We start from the raw sequence: 19340 nt of genomic DNA on the forward strand, positions 1-19340 counted from the left end.
TGTGGTGTGACGCGTATCGTCGCGGGCGTCAGTTGATCATCACGATGCCGCCTTTGACCACCGTCTGGCCGGAGGCGGTCAGTTCGGCGGTGGCCGAGCCTTTGGCGCTAAACGCGGTTTTTGCCGACAGGCTGACATTCATGCCCTGTGCGCTCAGGTCGCCTTTGGCGCTGATATCCACCGTGCGCGCGGCGTTGAGCGTGATTTGCCCTTTGGCGTTGAGCGTGATGTCTTTCGGGCTCTCCAGCGTGATGCCGCTGTCATTGAGCGTGACGCGGTTGCCGTGCTGGTCTTGCAGCGCGACGGTTTTATCTTTGTCACTGAGCCGCCACTGATTGCCGCCGGGGGTGAGCAGGGTGACGCTTTTTTCTTTGTCATCAAATTGCAGGCTTAACTGGCTGCGGGTGAGCAGGGTTTTCAGGCGGTTTTCGCCCTCAAGCGCCAGCGGCGGCGGGTTTTTACTGCTATAGAGACTGCCGAGCACCACCGGGTCTGACGGGTTGTTGTTGAAATAACCGAGCACCACTTCATCGCCGATTTCCGGCACAAACTGCGCGCCGATGCCGTTTGAGGCGTAATAACTGGCGAGACGCGCCCAGATGCCATCATGCTCGGCCTGCATCACCGGCACGCTCACCTGAATGCGGTGCTGTTTTGCCGGGTCGCCGTCGAGCTGTTTGACGATGCCTATCTGCAAGCCTTCCACCGCCGGTAGCAGGCCGCTTGCTGGCGGTGCCGCCAGGTCGCGGTGTTCAGCCGACCACAGCGCGGGCATACCGAAGCTGAGGTGCGTCAACCACTGGCCCTGGCTTATCTGGTGGCGAATGCCGCTGACATACAGATTGCCGTTAAAACGCGCGCCGACGCCGGTCAGCGCCACCAGCGTGTTCAGGCGCGCCCGCGCCGTGCCCTGGCAGGTTAACGTGCCGCACAGCCGTGACAGCGCGGATTTCACCTGTTGCCCGCGCGCCCAGTGTTGCAGCGCCCCGGCACTCAGCGGCGTGGCGCTTTGCAGGCGCACACCTTCCAGCCCTAGCGCTCCGGCGAGCTTATCCGCGCTGAGGTTGCCCTGCTGACTGACGGATAGCGCGGCTGCCTGCTGCGAGAGAGGCTGCTGGCTGGCCGGGTCCCAGCCGACGCTGGTGACGGCGCGAAACTGGTAGCGGGCGTCGATATCGGCATGCAGCGCGATAATATCCTCGCCGTAGGTGAGCGTGAGTTGCGCTGAACCGTCCAGACAGGGCGGTGCGATGGTTATCTTATTGTCTTCATTACAGATAACCATTGCGTTGGCTTCGGCGCGCGCGAGCAGAAAATCCCAGTCGGTGCAGTGAAATTGCACCAGCTCGCCGTGCTGCCCGGATGTGCGTGCAATGGCGGCGCTGACGCCCGCGCAGCGGCCAATAAGCTGTTGCCAGATATCGCTGTCGCTCTGTTGCAGGTAGTTGTCGTTGCGCCGCGCCAGCGTCATGCCAATGGCGCTGTCACGGCAGTCGATAACCAGTTGCGGCTGGTTGCCCTCGTCAATACGAATACCGTGGCGCACAATCACGCCGCTGAAAATGCACTGCTCCTGACTGGCATAACCGGCGTACAGGCTCAGGGTGTTGCCGGGTAAAAACAGGCTGTCATCACTGAGCGGCAGGCGGTTTTGCGGCATGTCGCCATCGGCTATCACGATGCGGGCACGCGCAATACGGTTGACGTGTTTTTCCACGTCAATGGCGATAATCGGGATGTCGCTGCCGAGCGAGCGCCCGTTGCTGTGCAGCGTACACGTCACCACGCCGTCACTGTTTTTTGCCGGTGAATCCGCCATTGCGGTCTCCTTTGGTCATGGTGATATCCGCCCGGTTACGCCAGCGGCGGAAAATAGAGCCGGGTGCCGGGGGTGAGGTGGCACAGCGTATTGAGGTCGTTATGGCGGGCGACCGCCGGGCAGTAGGCGATATCCTGATAAATTTGCTGACAAAGCCTGGGTAGGGTGTCGCCTTGCTGCACCACCACGCAGTGGGTGAGATCCGGTGAGGAGCGGTTAGCGCGTAACCCTTGCTCGCGGCTGTCGAGGTAGTTGTGAAATCGCAGGCTGACCGTGGCGCGCAGCGGCGCACCGGCGGCATCAAACAGCGAGTAGTGAATGGTCAGCCGGGTCAACCGCCCTTTAAACGACAGCGAGCCCCAGCTCAGGACAACCACGCTCGGTTCGTGTTTGTCGCCGACATAGCGGTATACCACCTCCTTTAGCCGGGTAATCTGGCTTGCCACATCGCTTTTTTGCGCCGACTCCACCACGCCGGTGCCGTCGATGATGATGTCAAAACTGAGGCTTTCGCTCTGGTAGCTGGCAAAGCCCAAACGCGGTGCCAGGCTACCCGGTGGGCGGCTGCCGCGAGCCTGATTGCTGTAGTCAATGCCGTGGCTGTGGTGCAGCGTGGCCGGGTTTAGCATGACATTAAACTGCTGTTTTTTATCCAGCGTGCGGATGTTCAGTTTTTGCATGGCAGGCCTCTGTTAACGGGGGCTTCGGCATGGGCAGCATCGCGGCGACTAGCGCTCGCGCGGCTCTGCCTGCGGTTGATGAATCGCCTCGTCTGACGGTGGCGCAGCCGGGTCGTCCTGGCCGGTGGCCGCAGGCGGGGTGTGCGCGGCGTCATCGGTTGCCTGTGTCGGCGCATCGCCACAATGGGTGACGTTGGCGTAAATGGTTAATTGCCGTATTTCGATGGTCATGTCGGGCTCCAGATGTCAAAGGGTGAGAAACCGAATTCGGTGATGACAGCTAAACGCGCTACTGCTTGCGTTTGCTGCGGCTAAAGCACAGCACAATCTCTTCGACCGCCACCTCGTTGCGGCTGGCGTGAAAGCGCCCCACCTGCCAGCTAATCGGGTAGGCGTTGTAAAACAGCCAGGTACGCAGCGGGTCGCCTTGCTCATTGAGCAGGCTGACGCTCAGGTCTTTGGTGACAATCGCCTGATTAAGCTGCCCTTCCAGGCAGCTTTTGCACCAGCGCACCAACAGCGAGTTGGCCGCCGTCAGCCCCCGGCGCAGGCGTAGCGGTTGCTGGCGAATACCGACCGGCAGGTGATAGACACTGTTGCCGCCGCCCTCGATAAACGGCTGGGTTTCGAGGTGGGTTTCAATGCCGCTAATCTCTTCAAAGGCCTGATCGTCACTGCCGTTATCAATACTGACCCGGAAGTAAAACGCCGCGAGCGGCCACTCCGGTTGCGCGCTGGTTTTTTGCATCGGTCTATCCGCCTGTTTGCCGTTATCCTGTCAAAAGCGTGCTGATACAGCTGGCCCGTTGTCGCACCGGCCAGCGGGGTAACGCCTTAGACAGAAACCTGTAACCCTTCATGCGCCAGTTCGATGGTTTCTATCGCCACTTCGTTGCCGTCCGATTTCAAATCAGTGCCGCTGACCCTAGTCGGCCAGGCGTTCTTGAGTTTCCAGGTCATCGCCGGGCTGCCGCTCTCATCGAGCAAATTGATGGTGACGGCGGTACGGGCAATGGTGTTCATCTTGATTTTGGCAAACCAGTCATAGAAGTGATTGTCTTTGACGAAGATGCCTTTTTTGAGCGTGACATTGCCTGACTTGATGATGCCCGGCATTTTGATGGTGGAAAAAACCGGGCTGTTACCGGCGCGGTATTCGATAATCTGCGCTTCGATATCCAGGCCGGTGATTTCCTGAAACGACGCCACCATACCGGCGCCTGCGCCACCATCCCATTTCACTTCGAAGTGAAATTTGGGCATCGGCCATACGGTGCCGGACTGCGCTGAACCGTCATCTGCCATGAGTGTTCTCCTTGATGGGGGAAATAAAACGTAAAATCATCCACACAGACTCAGGATTTCTGCATCTGCTGCTGGAAGGTAATTTCGATAAATTCCGCCGGACGGCTGATGGCGACCAGCACCGTAATACGCAAGATGCCTTCGAGAATGTCTTGCGGCGTCATGGTCTTGCCAAGCCCGACATCAACGCTGTAGGCATCTTCCGGGGAAGAACCGGCCAGCCCGCCGCGTTTCCAGATGCCGAACAGAAAGTTTTCTATCATGCTCTCCATCGACACCCAGGTATTGGCGGTATTGGGTTCAAACACATAGGCTTTGGCCGCCAGCCGGATCGACTCTTCGAGCATGATCATGGTGCGGCGCACGTTCACGTAGCGCCAGTCAAGGCTGTTGCCATCGAGCGTGCGCGCCCCCCACACCAGCGTGCCTTCCCCCATAAACGTGCGCAGCGCATTAATCGATTTACCCTGCGTGGTGACGTTCAGGTCTTCCTGCTCATCGGCGCTGATGTTGACGCTGGGTGACACCACCGCGCTCAGGCTGACGTTCGCCGGGGCTTTCCACACGCCGCGCGTGTTATCCACCATGGTGTAGATACCCGCCATGGCCGCTGCGGGCGGCAGCAGGTTTTGCTGACGCTTGAGGTTATCGAGCAGGCTTTTATAAACCGGGCTGATGGAGAACAGCGTCTTATGCAACAGCGCGTGTTGCGTTGCGCCCTCGGTGGCCGACAGCCTGGCGATTTCATCCAGCATTTGCTGTTTTTTCGCCGCTTTCAGTTTGTTGCCGCCGCTGCTTAACTGTTCCTCAGTGAGCCCTTCGAGCTCTTTAAAGGCAGCGGTGATTTCTGCCGTCAGCACGCGGGTGAGTTCGTCGGGATTATTGATGTTGGCAAAACTGATGTCGCTGTCTTGCACAATCGAGGTGTGCAGCCAGGGATAATAGGCGCTGGCGTAATCGAGATAATTGATGCCGAGCTTGTCGCGAAACTGGCTGATGCAATCCCCCGTCGGGTCTTGCCGGTCTTTATAACCTTGCCAGATATCAAGAAGGGCGATGCGGTTTCTCATGTTACCGCCACAGTGCTCAAGCACCGCCTGCTGCACATTGATGCAGTCATCCTCTTTCAGGCAGATGGCTTCCGGCATTAGCACCATGGTGGGCTCCGGCTCTTTGAGTAACGGCGTAATGCCATTTTTCAACGCGCTGGCATCAATATCGTCCTGATAGCTGCCCACCGAGACAATATAACAAGGGCCGCCGCCATTCTGGAAAAAGAACAGCATGCTGTAATAGAGCAAATAACGGGTATTTGCCAGCGAGAGCGTGTAGCTTTTCCCCTCCTGATTAAAGGCAATATCTTCCGGGCGATCTGCTGTTTTTTCGACAATATCAAATTTGTGCAATGGTGCGCCGCCGAAATAATGACGAAAGTCCGACATGGACGTAATACGCCACGGCTTATTGCGCAGTGAAACACTGCCATTTTCAGCTTTTTCGCTATAGCCGATAAAAGCAGGCACCGCCGTGGCGACTTCCACCACTGAATTGGGAAAAGCATTTTTTTCGACAATATAAACGCCTGGGGTTTTCATTACGCCCATAAACGATTTCCTTTTGGTTAAATAAATTCACCCTGCGGGTTTTTCGCCTAAATAACAGCGGTGCCTGGTACGGTGACTGCGTATTTATTGTTTGCTAATCATTCACGATGATTTCTGCCAATATTTCGTATTGGTGATTTATTTTCATTCGGCATAAATGTAATGGCATTGCCAGCGGCAGCGTTTGTCGTAATACCTTGCCGTTTTGGTGCAACTGAAAACGATAGGGCGATTTTTTTTGTATCCATAACGGTTGTTGTGAAATAAAAACCTGGGCGAGTTGCCCGTTTAATAATATTTCCGTCCCCTGGTAATCAAATATTTCCGTACCGGTTTCATCACGAATATGGCATTGCGGTGTAACATAAGGTGCCGTCAACAGGTATTTCCAGCGTCGGCAGGCGGCCATCAATGGCACGATACAGGGTGCCTGCGGCCATCTTGCTGTTTGTGCGCCCGGCGCTAAGGCCGCCTGTGCGATAAACGCGGCGATGAAGGGTGGCGCCAGCCGTACATCGACCACCCAGTCCGGGCGGCGTGACTGGCGTTCAACATGCGCCGCGATGCCATCATGCGCGCTCAGTCGCACGGCCTGCGACAACGGTGCGAAGAGCGAACAATAAAAGTTGTACCCGCCGCTGCCCGGTGCGTGCGCGGTATAACAGGAAAACTGCGCATCCTGCATAAAGAACAGCAGTTGCAGCCGAATGCCGTCATCAGCCAGCGCTAACGCCGCGCTATGCGTATCCGCCAGTATGCTGACGCCATTGGGCCGGGGTTTTATCAGCAGTCCGTACTGCGCCGCGACCGGCTGACTGGCATAAGCCAGCTTGCTGTAAAACGGCAGCGGCTCATCAGCCGGGAAAAAACCGTGCTCAATGTGCAATTCAAATAGCGTGGCGTAATGGCTCATGTGCGCTAACTCTTGCTGACTGCAACCTCAACCTGACCGACGCTTTCTGCTTGCGACTGAATACTGTGGCTGCCCGCTATCATCACCCGCAGGCGATACACCGCTGACGGTAAATAACGGCTACCCAGCATTTGCCACAATACACTGAGTTCATGACGCGGCAGGTTTTCCATCTCCACTAATATTTGCTCAATAGCGCCATCCATATCTGGGGCGTTATAACGATTAAATTGGGGGTTTTTATGCAGGAACGCCATAGCGTGCGCCAGCATCGTTAATCCTTGAGGATATTGTGTGCCGGTGAAATTTGCTGCCACCATAATATTCACCCGTACATACAATGGCTGGGTGGCCAGCGTATAACGGTTATTTGACATCATGGCCTGATTGCGATGCGGCAGCGTCTCCTTTTCGATACCGGCTAAAAATACCACGAGTTTATTTTTGGTGAGTGGAAACATTTTGCCATCGTCATCCGCCGGATTAGCGATGACGACCAGCTCATCATGCAGCTTCAGCATATTCTTTAAATATTGATTTAGCTGTTTCGCCAGATAATCAAGAGACGCGGAAATCATACTGTTGTCCTTATTTGAAAACGATGTTTTCACTTTTTTAGTGTTGCAATGTGGTGAATAAAAAACAGTATTACTGATGAAAGGTATGACGAAAAGAGTGAGCGGAGATTTGGCGGGGTAAATAATAATTAAATCCGATTAATGATGATGTAAGAGTTTATGTTATTAAAAAATAAACCTGTTGGTAATCTTTTGGGCAGAGAATCTCTATGATATTCTTACCCGAATTGCTGCCTAACCCCGTTGTTTGAATAGAGTCTAAAGTGCATGCTTTGCCTTTCTTTCATTTCGGGTGGGTATCATTTATTTTTCTTTTATCTGTCTGGAGGCTGTTTACATGACACTTGGTCGCTCTCTTTTTTTTCTCTTAAGCCTTGCGCTCGTTTCATCATACGCAACGGGTGCTGAAAAATGGTTTGATGGTGTTACCTGCAATACTGATATTCCCTCAGCATTAATCGGGCGTCATACGCCAAACGATCGGGTTGTTACTATCGAAGGTAGATACAAAAACATTGGTCTGGAAAATCATGGTGCATTTGGAATGGAAAAAGACGGTGATCCCTGGACATTGACTTTCTGGCAAATATGCGGCCGAGAATATTTACTGCTTGAACGCCGTAGCGTCGTTAAGGATGTATTGATGTCTCCTTTGCCAAAAGAAAATCCTGCATCGAAAATCGTTTCTTGCGATGTTGACGACACGAATTCTTATAGCACGGCGATTACGTTCATTCCGTCAGAGGAGACGCCGTGGCCAAAACAGGTTAAGCAAGCCTGGATAGTCGATGACAAGAAACTCAAATTCTCGAAAATTGAAGGTAAAAAAATTGTTTGTAACCCATAGTTAACATTTGAGCTGAATGGATACGATAGGTGAATGCATTGGTGCAAAACTTGTATGGTGCGTTCACCTAAGTCAGGACATGCGGCTTGCCTGATGCATTTATACAATTCAGAGCACGCTCTGTTAGCGTATTTTGCCATTATGGCGATGTCGTTTCGCTCCCTAACCTCAAACAGAGAAATCAGCATGCGATTATTACTGGTCGGCGCAACCGGGCTGGTGGGGCAACAGGTGTTATTACAGGCACTGGCTGACTCGCGTATTGCTCAGGTGGTGGCACCGGTGCGGCGTGAATTACCGGCGCACGATAAGCTGCTGGCGCCACGGGTGGATTTTGAACATCTGCCGCAAGACGCCGCGTGGTGGCAGGTGGATGCGGTGATTTGCACGCTCGGCTCCACCATCAAAACCACAGGCAGTCAGGCGGCGTTTTACCGGGTCGATCACGACTACCCATTGGCCGTTGCGCGGCTGGCTCATGCACAGGGAACGCCGACCTACGTACTGAATTCGGCGGCGGGCGCTAACGCCGCCTCGCGTTTTTTCTACAACCGGGTGAAAGGCGAACTGGAGCGCGATCTGGCTGCGGTGGGATTTTCCTCACTCACCTCGGTGCGACCTGGGTTAATTGGCGGTGAGCGCGATGAGCGTCGGCCCGGCGAATGGGCGGCACAGCAGTTACTGCGCGCGCTACATCCGTTGCTGCCACCACGCTGGCGTATTAACCCGGCGGGACGTATTGCAGAGGCATTGCTGACAGCAGCGCTACAGCCCGTCGCTGGCATACAAACGATAACCCCTGAACGCCTGGTATGACGTTAAGGAAAACCCCATAAAGCAGGATGAGATATGAATAGCGAAATGTTACCGGTTGAATTGGCAAAAGCGTATCGGCTGATTAATCACGGGCCGACGGTGCTGGTGTCTGCCAGTCATGCCGGCATTGATGATGTGATGGCGGCCGCCTGGTGCTGCGGGTTAGACTTCACCCCGGCAAAACTGACGGTGGTACTCGATAAGGCAACGAAAACTCGCGAACTGCTGGAAAATAGCGGCTATTTCGCTATTCAGGTGCCAACGGTGGCGCAGCTGGCGTTGACGAATCAGGTTGGCAGCATCAGCCTGCGCAATGACCCGGACAAGCTGGCGCGCTGTCAGGTGGAACTGTTTCGTCGCAGCGAGTCGGATGTCCCTTTGGTGGCAGGATGCGCGGCCTGGTTATTGTGCAAACTGATCCCTGAGCCTCACAACCAGCAAACCTACGATCTGTTTATCGGCGAGGTGGTGGGAGCCTGGGCCGACTCACGAGTCTTTAGTGACGGTCACTGGCATTTCGAGGATGCCGACCCTATGTTGCGCAGCCTGCACCATGTGGCCGGTGGCCATTACTATGCGATTGGCGACGCCTTTGACGCGAAAGAGAGTTGATACGGCGGATACAAAAGACGGGTGGTCATAAAAAGGGTGGCCATAAAACAACGCCCTGTTTTTACAGGGCGCAGTGTATGGAGAATAACGCGGTTATCAGAACGGAATATCGTCGTCAAAATCCATTGGCGGTTCGTTGCCTGGCATCGGCGCGCTTTGCTGCGCACGGGACTGGCCGCCGCCGCTGAACTGGTTGGCTTGCTGCGGCTGTTGCGGTTGGCCCCAGCCACCTTGTGGTGCGTTACCGCCCATATTGCCGCCGCCCATGTTGCCACCCGCAGGTGCGCCGCCACCGTTACGGCCGCCCAACATTTGCATGCTGCCGGAGATATCGACCACAACTTCAGTGGTGTAGCGATCCTGGCCGCCCTGATCCTGCCATTTACGGGTGCGCAACTGACCTTCGATATACACCTGAGAGCCTTTACGCAGGTATTCACCGGCGATTTCCGCCAGCTTGCCGTAAAGGGCAACACGGTGCCACTCGGTGCGCTCTTTCTGCTCGCCGGTCTGCTTATCGCGCCAGCTGTCTGACGTGGCCAGAGTCAGGTTGGCGACCGCACCGCCGTTCGGCATGTAGCGAACTTCCGGGTCTTGACCCAGATTGCCGATAAGAATCACTTTGTTAACGCCTCTGCTGGCCATTTGGTGTCTCCTGAAGAATCACTTTTTTAAAGTTTAAGCGATCAATTCTATCACGCCACCGTGACAGATAATACCCGCGAGCCGTGCCGCATTCTTTATTTCCCGGCGATGAACATTGCCGTCAGATACTGGATATCCATTCAGTTTTGTTTGTGCCATAATCGATCGTTTCTACTGGCTTTCTTTGGCATACAGCCGGTGTGCCGGGGCCAACACGGTGTCTTTTGCGAGAAAAGTGTGCATGGATAAGATAGAAATTCGTGGTGCCCGAACCCATAACCTGAAGAATATCAACCTGATTATTCCGCGCGATAAACTGATCGTCGTGACAGGGTTATCCGGTTCTGGCAAATCCTCACTGGCGTTTGACACGCTGTATGCTGAAGGTCAGCGTCGTTATGTCGAGTCGCTCTCGGCTTATGCGCGTCAGTTCCTGTCGCTGATGGAAAAACCGGATGTCGATCATATTGAAGGGTTGTCGCCCGCCATTTCCATCGAGCAGAAATCTACCTCGCACAACCCGCGTTCTACCGTCGGCACCATCACTGAAATCCACGATTATCTGCGTCTGCTGTTTGCCCGCGTTGGCGAGCCGCGCTGTCCAGAACACGATATTCCGCTGGATGCGCAAACCGTCAGCCAGATGGTGGATAACGTGCTGGCCCAGCCGGAAGGCAAACGGCTGATGCTGCTGGCTCCGGTCGTGAAAGATCGCAAAGGCGAGCACACCAAAACGCTGGAAAATCTGGCGACGCAGGGTTACATCCGTGCCCGTATCGACGGCGAGGTGTGCGATCTTTCCGATCCGCCGAAACTGGAATTGCAGAAAAAACACACTATCGAAGTGGTGGTGGATCGCTTCAAGGTACGTGACGATCTGGCGCAGCGCCTCGCCGAGTCGTTTGAAACCGCGCTGGAGCTGTCTGGCGGCAGCGCAGTGGTGGCGGATATGGACGATCCGAACGCGCCTGAGCTGTTGTTCTCCGCCAATTTTGCCTGCCCGGTGTGTGGCTATAGCATGCATGAGCTGGAGCCCCGGCTGTTTTCCTTTAACAACCCGGCGGGAGCCTGCCCGACCTGTGACGGGCTGGGCGTGCAGCAGTTTTTTGACCCGGCGCGCGTGGTGCAAAACGGCGAGCTGTCGCTGGCCGGTGGCGCGATTCGCGGCTGGGATCGCCGTAACTTCTACTATTTTCAGATGCTGCGTTCGCTGGCGGAACACTATGAATTTGACGTGGAAGCGCCGTTCGACAGCCTTAGCGCATCGATTCAGAAAGTGATTCTTTACGGTTCCGGCAAAGAAAATATCGAATTCAAGTACATCAACGATCGCGGTGATACTTCGGTGCGTCGCCACCCGTTTGAAGGGGTGCTCAACAATATGGAGCGCCGCTACAAGGAAACCGAATCGACCGCTGTGCGTGAGGAACTGGCGAAATTTATCAGCAACCGCTCGTGCGCCAGCTGTCACGGTACGCGTCTGCGTGAAGAGGCGCGCCACGTCTACGTGGAGCAGACCACGCTACCGCAGATTGCCGACATGAGCATCGGCCATGCGCTGACCTTTTTCGAAAACATCAAACTGAGCGGCCAGCGGGCGAAAATCGCCGAAAAAGTGCTGAAAGAGATTGGTGACAGGCTGCGTTTTCTGGTCAACGTGGGGCTGAATTACCTGTCGCTGTCGCGCTCGGCGGAAACTTTGTCGGGCGGCGAAGCGCAGCGTATTCGTCTGGCGAGCCAAATCGGTGCCGGGCTGGTGGGGGTGATGTATGTGCTCGATGAGCCGTCAATCGGCCTGCACCAGCGCGATAACGAGCGCCTGCTGGAAACGTTGATTCACCTGCGTAATCTCGGCAATACGGTTATCGTGGTGGAACACGATGAAGATGCGATTCGCGCCGCTGACCACATTATCGATATCGGCCCCGGCGCGGGTGTACACGGCGGTCAGGTGATTGCCGAAGGTACGGCCACGCAGATTATGGCGGTGCCGGAATCGCTGACCGGCCAATACCTGAGCGGCGCGCGCAAAATCGCCATTCCGGCGCAGCGCGTACAGGGCGATCCCTCGAAGGTGTTAAAACTGATTGGTGCGCGCGGCAACAACCTCAAAGACGTGACGCTGACGCTGCCGGTTGGCCTGTTCACCTGTATTACCGGGGTGTCCGGCTCCGGTAAATCGACGCTGATTAACGACACGCTGTTCCCGATTGCCCAGCGCCAGCTTAACGGCGGCGAGCTGAACGAACCGGCACCGTACCGCGAGATTCAAGGGCTGGAGCAGTTCGATAAGGTGATCGATATCGATCAAAGCCCGATCGGTCGAACCCCGCGCTCCAACCCGGCTACTTACACCGGCGTGTTCACGCCGATCCGCGAGCTGTTCGCCGGTGTACCGGAAGCGCGCAGCCGTGGCTATAACCCTGGCCGTTTCAGCTTTAACGTGCGCGGTGGCCGCTGTGAAGCCTGCCAGGGCGATGGGGTGATCAAGGTGGAAATGCATTTTCTGCCAGATATTTACGTGCCCTGTGACCAGTGCAAAGGCAAACGCTATAACCGCGAAACGCTGGAGATTAAATACAAGGGCAAGAGCATCCACGAAGTGCTGGAGATGACCATCGAAGATGCCCGCGAGTTCTTTGATGCCATTCCGGCGCTGGCGCGTAAGCTGCAAACGCTAATCGACGTCGGCTTGTCGTATATCCGGCTGGGGCAGTCGGCCACCACTTTGTCTGGTGGCGAAGCGCAGCGCGTGAAGCTGGCGCGTGAGCTGTCAAAACGTGGCACCGGCCAGACGCTGTATATTCTGGACGAGCCGACCACCGGGCTGCACTTTGCCGATATCCAGCAACTGCTGGAGGTGTTGCACCAGCTGCGCGACCAGGGCAACACCATTGTGGTGATTGAGCACAATCTGGATGTTATCAAAACCGCCGACTGGATTGTCGATCTGGGGCCGGAAGGGGGCAGCGGCGGCGGCGAGATTCTGGTGTCCGGCACGCCGGAAACGGTAGCCCAGTGCGAACAATCCCACACTGCCCGGTTCCTGAAACCGATTCTGGATCGGGGTTAGTCCCGCCAGCAAGATGAGGTTTGTTAAGCGCGGCGAGCCGCGCTTTTTTATGCCAATCACTCACCACCACAGGAGAGATGAAATGTGGAAACAATACGATATTCGGCTTAAACCTCGCGCCCGTGGCTTTCATTTGATAACCGATGAAGTGCTGGGGCAGGTGACGGATTTACGTAATGTAAATGTCGGGTTGCTGCATGTGTTTATCTGCCACACGTCGGCGTCGTTGACGGTCAATGAAAATGCCGACCCCACGGTGCGCCAGGATTTCGAGAACTTCTTTAACCAGCTGGTGCCGCAAGACGAGCCTTATTATCGCCATACTTATGAAGGCAGCGACGATATGCCGGCACACCTGAAAAGTAGCCTGCTCGGCAGTAGCCTGACGCTACCGGTGCGCAATGGCCGTTTGCAGGTCGGCACCTGGCAGGGCATTTACCTGTGTGAGCACCGCAACCACGGCGGCAGCCGCTCGCTGGTGGTGACGTTGCAGGGGGAATAACGGTGGAACCATAAACGGTGGCCACTAATGCTGGATAAGTGAAATATCGTCTGAGAGGTAATCCACCACCACCCGATTGCGGCCAGCATGTTTGGCTCTGTATAAGGCGTTATCGGCGATTTTCAGCGCGGCATCCAGTGATGATTTTTGCGGGTTGAAGGTGGTCACGCCCAGTGAAATGGTTATCTGGCGCAGAGGGGCTTCGGGCAGGTAAGTGGTGCTGGCGACGGTGTTACGTAAGCGTTCGGCTATCACGCTGGTGATGTGGATGTCGGCGCCCGGCAGCAAGATAACAAACTCTTCGCCGCCAACCCGACACACCAGATCGCTTTTACGGAAATTTTTACGCAACTGCTGACTGAGTTTACGGATGACTTCATCGCCGACATCATGGCCAAATGAGTCGTTGATCGATTTAAAATGGTCAATATCGATGGCGATGACCGAAATTTTTTTATGTTCATTGCGGATTTCATCCAGGCTCTCCTGCATTCCTCTGCGGTTGAGCATGCCGGAAAGCGGGTCGGTATGCGCTTCTGAACTGAGCCTGCCGATGCGCTTATGCAGCAGCACCGTCCCCATCAGCAGCACGCGCTTTAACTGCTCGATTTCCAGATACCAGGCATTAACGGCTTTAATCTTGCCGATAACCCCTGCTTGTTCCATGGTGCTGGCGGATTTAGCCAACTGGCGCAGCGGCCTGGCGATGTAAAACGCCAAAATCGTCAATGCCAGCAGCGTAATGATGCCGAGCGGCGTGCCCTGGCGCAGCACGCTGAACATCACGTTATTCAGCGCCTCTTCTATGGAATGGAATGATTGCTGCGTAATAATAACCCAGTCTACTTTTTGTGTACGGATATAGCTTGCCGGTGAAGGAATGCCTTGCTCATCGGGCATCATAAAATCGCCTTTCGGTTGTTTGGCTAACTGTGCCGAAAAGTGTGGTAGCTGCAATTGAGTGCCGATTTTCTCCGCATCGTGGTGATAAATAATAGTGCCATTATTATCAACGACATAAGTATTAAAACTGTCGTTGCTAAATTGGGTATTCATAAACTCGTTTTCAATGCGGTGATTATTCAGATAAAGCGAGCCGCCGATATACCCCAGATAATTTCCGCGCTCATCCAGCACCGGGTAAGAAATAAAAATAATATAATTGCCGCGCGGCGAGACAAACGGCGCGCTAATAAAAAAGCGTTTTGACTGTAGGGTTTTTTGCTGCCCTTCGCTATTAAGGGTGACGCCCGCCAGATTCAGCGATGGCGGCGATGCGGCGATCACCTGGCTCTTTTCGGTGACGACCAGCATAGAGTTAAAGCGATGGCTGAGTTGATGGATGCGTTGTAACTCGGTTTGTAGCTGGAGCAAATTCCCTGACTGGACATTGGCGCTAATCAGTCTGGCGCTATAGGCTAGCTGCTCCTCCGAGGCCGTGAAAAACGTATCCACCGTAGAGGCTAATTTAGCTGAGTAGCTGGCATTCACCTTAACGGCTTGCTCAACAAGTAATTTTTTCTGCACGCTATAAATAGCCAGATAGCTGTTCAACAGCGTCGTAAACATACTGGCGAGAGACATGAACAGAATCAAATGCAACAGATTAATTCGCAGCCGCTTTTTTATTCGCATTGTAATAATAGTTACCTGCTTCTGATTGGAATGCACCCGCCAGATATCAGAACGCGAAGACACGGGCTTTTATCAGGCATTCTCACTAATCCGTTGCATTAATTCGCGCAGCCCACTCGCAATGGCTAATAGAAAATACAGGATTGCGAATCTCAACCGGGTTGGGATATCTCCCCCGTGACAGATATCCATCTATACTCGTTATACATCAACCCGTCATACTTCAACCCGTCATACTTCAGGTTGCAGGTGCGTTGGCCTGCAACTTGAATTATTGGGGGTATATACGTGGCACCAGCAGGTTTGACGTCGCGCTGCGGCGCTGGCAAAAACCAGCCACGCCACCCGGTTTGCGTCATCAGAGGGAAACTTACCGCTTTTGTCTGGTTGCATCGGGTGTTGCTCAGTCAGGATGCCCATATTACTGATCAAGTAATAGTCAATGGTTAAAATAGTGTCAACCAGCGAGGCAAGAATTTTGGCGGCTCAGAAGGCAGCGCAGTCATCGTTGCTCATGCGCTGACTGCCGGAGAGGGCGGCTATACCCGCGTGCTGATCCCATTTCACCTCTCTTGCTTATTGTTTATTAAGTTACTGTTAGCTTGTTAACTAAATAATGTGTCGTTACTGTTATTTTTGTGTTTTTATTGTTGCTATTTCCGATCAATAAACGGTTATTGATAGTTTTATTCTATTTTTGATTTATATTTGAATGTTTTTATCGATCGAAACGTAAAGGTTGTTAGAATGGAACGCGGGTAAAAATCAGGGAGCGGCGTTATGTACCGGCAACAGTAAAAACGTATGATTATTTAGCATCCGTTTTATCCCGGCATTATTTCCGCGCCGTTTTATTGTTTTTGGGCTCTAAGCATATTTAGTTATGAACATATTTTTTCTAAATATGTTCTTTAAGCACGCTGTTTTCTAAATACGTATTTTTAAACACGTACTTTCTAAACACGTACTTTCTAAACACGAGCTTGCTAAACACGAACTTGCTAAACATAGTAGAAAAAATCCTTATTCTCCCGGCAATAGATAAGGAATTTGTCATTGTGATGACAAGCCGAAAAGTATTACTCATTGAGCGCGGCATGATTATCACGATTATTGGTGGCGTGGGAGTCGATTCTGCCATGTTTACTCGGGCCCGCACCTGACATTATCTGTATGGCGTTTTATTCTTAACAAAGGAGTGAAGAGCTAATGATACGTTTATCTGACTGGCGGATCGGTTCCCGTATGGGCGCAGGGTTTTCGGCGTTGGCGGTAATGTTGTTGATTGTAGGCGGCTTGGCCATCGTTAAATTGGGTAATTTCCATGAGAATGCCCGCGATATTGTTCAGGATATTTATCCGCAAACCGTCGATGCCAATAATCTGATTGAGAATGTCAACGAAGGTGTCAGGATATTTCAGCAATTACTGCTGGTTGCTGGTGATGAAAAAATTAAGGCCGTGACAGAGCAAATCCCTCCAGTCTCACAGGAAATAACCCGATTAATGGATGAATTAGAAAAACAGGCTCATCTGGAAAATAATTCCGATGTCCAACGGGTTATTAGTGATATTCGCACCATTCGTGCAGACTTTCTTAATTCAGGCCAAAAAATTATTGCACAGGTAAAAGCGGGCGATCGCGATGGTGCGATTGACGAGTTTAATCAGCACCTGAATCCGGCTCAAAAAGCCTACCGCAAGGCGGTGCGTCAACTGGTGAATTATCAGGATGACGTCATGAGAAAAACGGTAGATAGCATGTCGGCCACTTACCATGATATCCGTTTGGTGCTGCTGGCTATTCTGGGGTTTGGCGTGGCGCTCAGTATCTGGGTCGCATTGGCGATTACTCGCAGTGTTACCCAACCGATTCAACAGGCGTTGGTGATGGCTGACCGCGTTTCACAAGGCGACCTCACGTTACATATCGCGAGCGAACGTAAAGATGAAGCCGGTCAACTGCTGCATGCGCTCGATAACATGAATGCCAGCCTGCGCCAGATAGTCGGGCAGGTGCGCGACGGCGCGCAGGCTATTTCCAGCGCGGCTTCACAAATTGCCGCCGGTAATCAGGATTTATCATCCCGCACCGAAGAGCAGGCCAGTTCGCTGGAACAAACGGCGGCCTCGATGGAGGAACTGGTTTCCACGATTAAGAATACGGCGGATAACACCCATCAGGCGACGGCGATCGCTAACCAGGCGTCGTCGGCGGCACAACGCAGCGGTGAGGTGATGCTTTCCGTCACCCATAAAATGCGCGGCATTCGTGAAGCGTCGCAGCGCATGGCGGAAATCATCAGCGTGATTGATGGTATTGCCTTTCAGACCAACATTCTGGCGCTGAATGCCGCCGTTGAAGCTGCCCGCGCCGGTGAGCAGGGGCGGGGGTTCGCTGTGGTGGCCGGTGAAGTGCGTTCGCTGGCCCAGCGCAGTGCGACGGCTGCCAAAGAAATCAAAGAGTTGATTGACGACTCGGTCGATAAAATTCACGAAGGGATGGAACTGGTCGATAATGCCGAGTCCACCATGAGCAGCCTGACCAGCCACGTTAATGATGTTCACAGCATCATCAATGAAATTGCGCAGGCCAGCCATGAGCAAAGCGATGGCATGAGCCAGATTAATATCGCCGTCGGACAGATTGACACCACCACCCAGCAAAATGCCGCGCTGGTGGAAGAATCGGCCTCTGCCGCGTTGTCATTACAGTCGCAAGCCTCTCTGCTGGCCGAAGCCGTCAGCGCATTTCGTCTGCCGCCACAGGGCAACAGCGGCGCAACGCCATCAGCCCACCAGCCAGTGGCGCTATCTCCGGCGTTGCCGGAAAAGCGGGCCGCCATAGCGGGTAGCAATAGTGATTGGACGTCGTTTTGACCGGATATCCCTGAAGCGGTGACAGCGCTGTTGGATTAAGGGCGTAGTGTATAGGGTAGTGTGGTGAAGCGTTTCGTGCGTGATTAACCGCATTGTTTCTTAGCAGCTTTATCGCACGCACGACAAGGAGAGGTGCAAGCGCCACCTCTCCTTGACCTCTGGCTTGATGGCTAAACTACGCCGCTGCGCGGTGCCTTCGGCGTTCGCCTTCGCAGTTCGGACCGCCTGTGACGCTCTCCCGGAGCGGCACAGGCTTTCGCGGCATCCATGCCGCTCATCCGGCGAAGTCGCCCACCTCAGCGTAGTTTTAACGCCAGTAAACCCGTCAAGCGCTGCCTGTGCGGCAGTGAACGAACATGCTGGCAAACATCCACCCGCACCACATTTCTAAGCTGCCTACTCGGCAGTGAACCGACGCAGGCTATGATTGCGTCGATACCGTGTTTTCTAAGCTGCCTACTCGGCAGTGAACCAAAGCCGATTTCATTATCAGCGATGCAGACTTTTCTAAGCTGCCTATCCGGCAGTGAACTGAACGCACAAGAAATTATCGAAATCCTGCGTTTTCTAAGCTGCCTACTCGGCAGTGAACCAACAAATACTCACAAATGCTCCAGCCGCTCATTTCTAAGCTGCCTACTCGGCAGTGAACGGTGAAATGCGTGAGTATCACTCGCTGATGTCTTTCTAAGCTGCCTACTCGGCAGTGAACGTCAAATAACACGGATAACTTCTTTCTAAGCTGCCTACTCGGCAGTGAACGTTTTATGGGCTGAATGCCGGTAACTACACACTTTTCTAAGCTGCCTACTCGGCAGTGAACACCGTCACGGGTGTATCGGCCGCCGGTCGCCTTTTCTAAGCTGCCTATCCGGCAGTGAACTCGACACTTACGCAAAAGACCCGAACGAGTAATTTCTAAGCTGCCTATCCGGCAGTGAACCAGCTAACCGAGTGGCTGTTTATGGCCTACCTTTTCTAAGCTGCCTATCCGGCAGTGAACGCGGAAAAACGCTAGAGGACGTAGCGCAGCAATTTCTAAGCTGCCTATCCGGCAGTGAACGCCGCATCCATCGCTGCGCCCCCTTTGTTGGGTTTCTAAGCTGCCTATCCGGCAGTGAACGCAGAGTGCTGGCCGATGATTACCGCTTTGCTTTTCTAAGCTGCCTATCCGGCAGTGAACATTAGCAACGTTGTGGCCACTCAGCGTCAACTTTTCTAAGCTGCCTATCCGGCAGTGAACTACCTGACAATCATGTTTAAGAAAAACCCGCTTTTCTAAGCTGCCTATCCGGCAGTGAACGTGGAGGAACATGATTTTCCGCTCCAGGCGCATTTCTAAGCTGCCTATCCGGCAGTGAACCCAGCCGCTCGCGCTCTGTTCCTGGGTATTCATTTCTAAGCTGCCTATCCGGCAGTGAACAAGTAGCC

The 19340-nt window shown here is 53.8% G+C and carries 16 protein-coding genes and 1 CRISPR repeat array (1 of these 17 only partly in view); of the genes, 6 read left to right on the top strand and 10 right to left on the bottom strand.

From position 1 onward, the window contains the following. Positions 1 to 28: 28 nt before the first annotated feature. The 8 genes from vgrG to O1Q98_RS14985 form a co-directional block, all read right to left on the bottom strand. Positions 29 to 1819 (bottom strand): type VI secretion system tip protein VgrG, encoded by a 1791-nt coding sequence (gene vgrG, locus O1Q98_RS14950; RefSeq protein ID WP_125260599.1) that lies wholly within the window; start codon positions 1817 to 1819, stop codon positions 29 to 31. Between the two features lie 35 nt (positions 1820 to 1854). Further along, positions 1855 to 2499: a CIS tube protein gene (locus tag O1Q98_RS14955; protein ID WP_125260598.1), complete on the bottom strand. Its 645-nt coding sequence runs from the start codon at positions 2497 to 2499 to the stop codon at positions 1855 to 1857. 48 nt (positions 2500 to 2547) lie between these two features. After that, positions 2548 to 2730, bottom strand: coding sequence for a hypothetical protein (locus O1Q98_RS14960; protein WP_125260597.1), 183 nt, complete (start codon positions 2728 to 2730; stop codon positions 2548 to 2550). A gap of 58 nt (positions 2731 to 2788) precedes the next feature. Then, on the bottom strand, positions 2789 to 3247 hold the full coding sequence (locus O1Q98_RS14965) for a phage tail protein (RefSeq protein ID WP_125260596.1): 459 nt from the start codon (positions 3245 to 3247) through the stop codon (positions 2789 to 2791). 86 nt (positions 3248 to 3333) lie between these two features. Beyond that, positions 3334 to 3804 (bottom strand): phage tail protein, encoded by a 471-nt coding sequence (locus O1Q98_RS14970; protein WP_125260595.1) that lies wholly within the window; start codon positions 3802 to 3804, stop codon positions 3334 to 3336. 50 nt (positions 3805 to 3854) lie between these two features. Continuing rightward, the gene (locus O1Q98_RS14975) at positions 3855 to 5408 is read right to left on the bottom strand and encodes a phage tail sheath family protein (RefSeq protein ID WP_125260594.1); all 1554 of its coding nucleotides are present in this window, start codon (positions 5406 to 5408) and stop codon (positions 3855 to 3857) included. Between the two features lie 94 nt (positions 5409 to 5502). After that, a complete protein-coding gene (locus tag O1Q98_RS14980; RefSeq protein WP_125260593.1) occupies positions 5503 to 6321 on the bottom strand; it encodes a hypothetical protein in 819 nt (272 codons plus the stop codon). A gap of 5 nt (positions 6322 to 6326) precedes the next feature. Next, positions 6327 to 6899, bottom strand: coding sequence for a Pvc16 family protein (locus tag O1Q98_RS14985; RefSeq protein ID WP_125260592.1), 573 nt, complete (start codon positions 6897 to 6899; stop codon positions 6327 to 6329). A 337-nt stretch (positions 6900 to 7236) separates the two neighbouring features. Between O1Q98_RS14985 and O1Q98_RS14990 the strand changes: the two genes are divergently transcribed. The 3 genes from O1Q98_RS14990 to O1Q98_RS15000 all read left to right on the top strand — a co-directional run bounded on the left by O1Q98_RS14990 (position 7237) and on the right by O1Q98_RS15000 (position 9174). Continuing rightward, positions 7237 to 7746 carry a hypothetical protein gene (locus O1Q98_RS14990; protein WP_125260591.1) on the top strand — a complete coding sequence of 170 codons (510 nt, stop codon included), beginning with the start codon at positions 7237 to 7239 and terminating at the stop codon, positions 7744 to 7746. A 186-nt stretch (positions 7747 to 7932) separates the two neighbouring features. After that, the gene (locus tag O1Q98_RS14995) at positions 7933 to 8562 is read left to right on the top strand and encodes a Rossmann-fold NAD(P)-binding domain-containing protein (RefSeq protein ID WP_125260590.1); all 630 of its coding nucleotides are present in this window, start codon (positions 7933 to 7935) and stop codon (positions 8560 to 8562) included. 33 nt (positions 8563 to 8595) lie between these two features. Beyond that, the gene (locus tag O1Q98_RS15000) at positions 8596 to 9174 is read left to right on the top strand and encodes a flavin reductase family protein (RefSeq protein WP_125260589.1); all 579 of its coding nucleotides are present in this window, start codon (positions 8596 to 8598) and stop codon (positions 9172 to 9174) included. Positions 9175 to 9270: 96 nt separating this feature from the next. Here O1Q98_RS15000 and O1Q98_RS15005 read toward each other — a convergent pair whose 3' ends face one another. Continuing rightward, positions 9271 to 9819, bottom strand: coding sequence for a single-stranded DNA-binding protein (locus O1Q98_RS15005; RefSeq protein ID WP_125260588.1), 549 nt, complete (start codon positions 9817 to 9819; stop codon positions 9271 to 9273). A gap of 241 nt (positions 9820 to 10060) precedes the next feature. Here O1Q98_RS15005 and uvrA point away from each other — a divergent pair, with 241 nt between their 5' ends. Together uvrA and O1Q98_RS15015 are read left to right on the top strand one after the other, a co-directional pair. Further along, positions 10061 to 12892 (top strand): excinuclease ABC subunit UvrA, encoded by a 2832-nt coding sequence (gene uvrA, locus O1Q98_RS15010; RefSeq protein WP_125260587.1) that lies wholly within the window; start codon positions 10061 to 10063, stop codon positions 12890 to 12892. A gap of 82 nt (positions 12893 to 12974) precedes the next feature. After that, positions 12975 to 13394: a secondary thiamine-phosphate synthase enzyme YjbQ gene (locus tag O1Q98_RS15015; RefSeq protein ID WP_125260586.1), complete on the top strand. Its 420-nt coding sequence runs from the start codon at positions 12975 to 12977 to the stop codon at positions 13392 to 13394. A gap of 24 nt (positions 13395 to 13418) precedes the next feature. Here the strand turns inward: O1Q98_RS15015 and O1Q98_RS15020 are convergent, their stop codons facing one another. Further along, positions 13419 to 14978, bottom strand: a complete 1560-nt coding sequence (locus O1Q98_RS15020; protein WP_269975711.1) for a sensor domain-containing diguanylate cyclase — start codon at positions 14976 to 14978, stop codon at positions 13419 to 13421. Positions 14979 to 16241: 1263 nt separating this feature from the next. On the opposite strand from O1Q98_RS15020, the gene O1Q98_RS15025 reads away from it, so the two are divergent. Beyond that, positions 16242 to 17909 (top strand): methyl-accepting chemotaxis protein, encoded by a 1668-nt coding sequence (locus tag O1Q98_RS15025; RefSeq protein ID WP_125260812.1) that lies wholly within the window; start codon positions 16242 to 16244, stop codon positions 17907 to 17909. A gap of 384 nt (positions 17910 to 18293) precedes the next feature. Then, positions 18294 to 19340: direct repeats of the CRISPR family, unit length 28 nt; unit sequence TTTCTAAGCTGCCTATCCGGCAGTGAAC; it runs 1313 nt beyond the window's last position.

The organism is Dickeya lacustris (assembly GCF_029635795.1).
GTDB lineage: Bacteria > Pseudomonadota > Gammaproteobacteria > Enterobacterales > Enterobacteriaceae > Dickeya > Dickeya lacustris.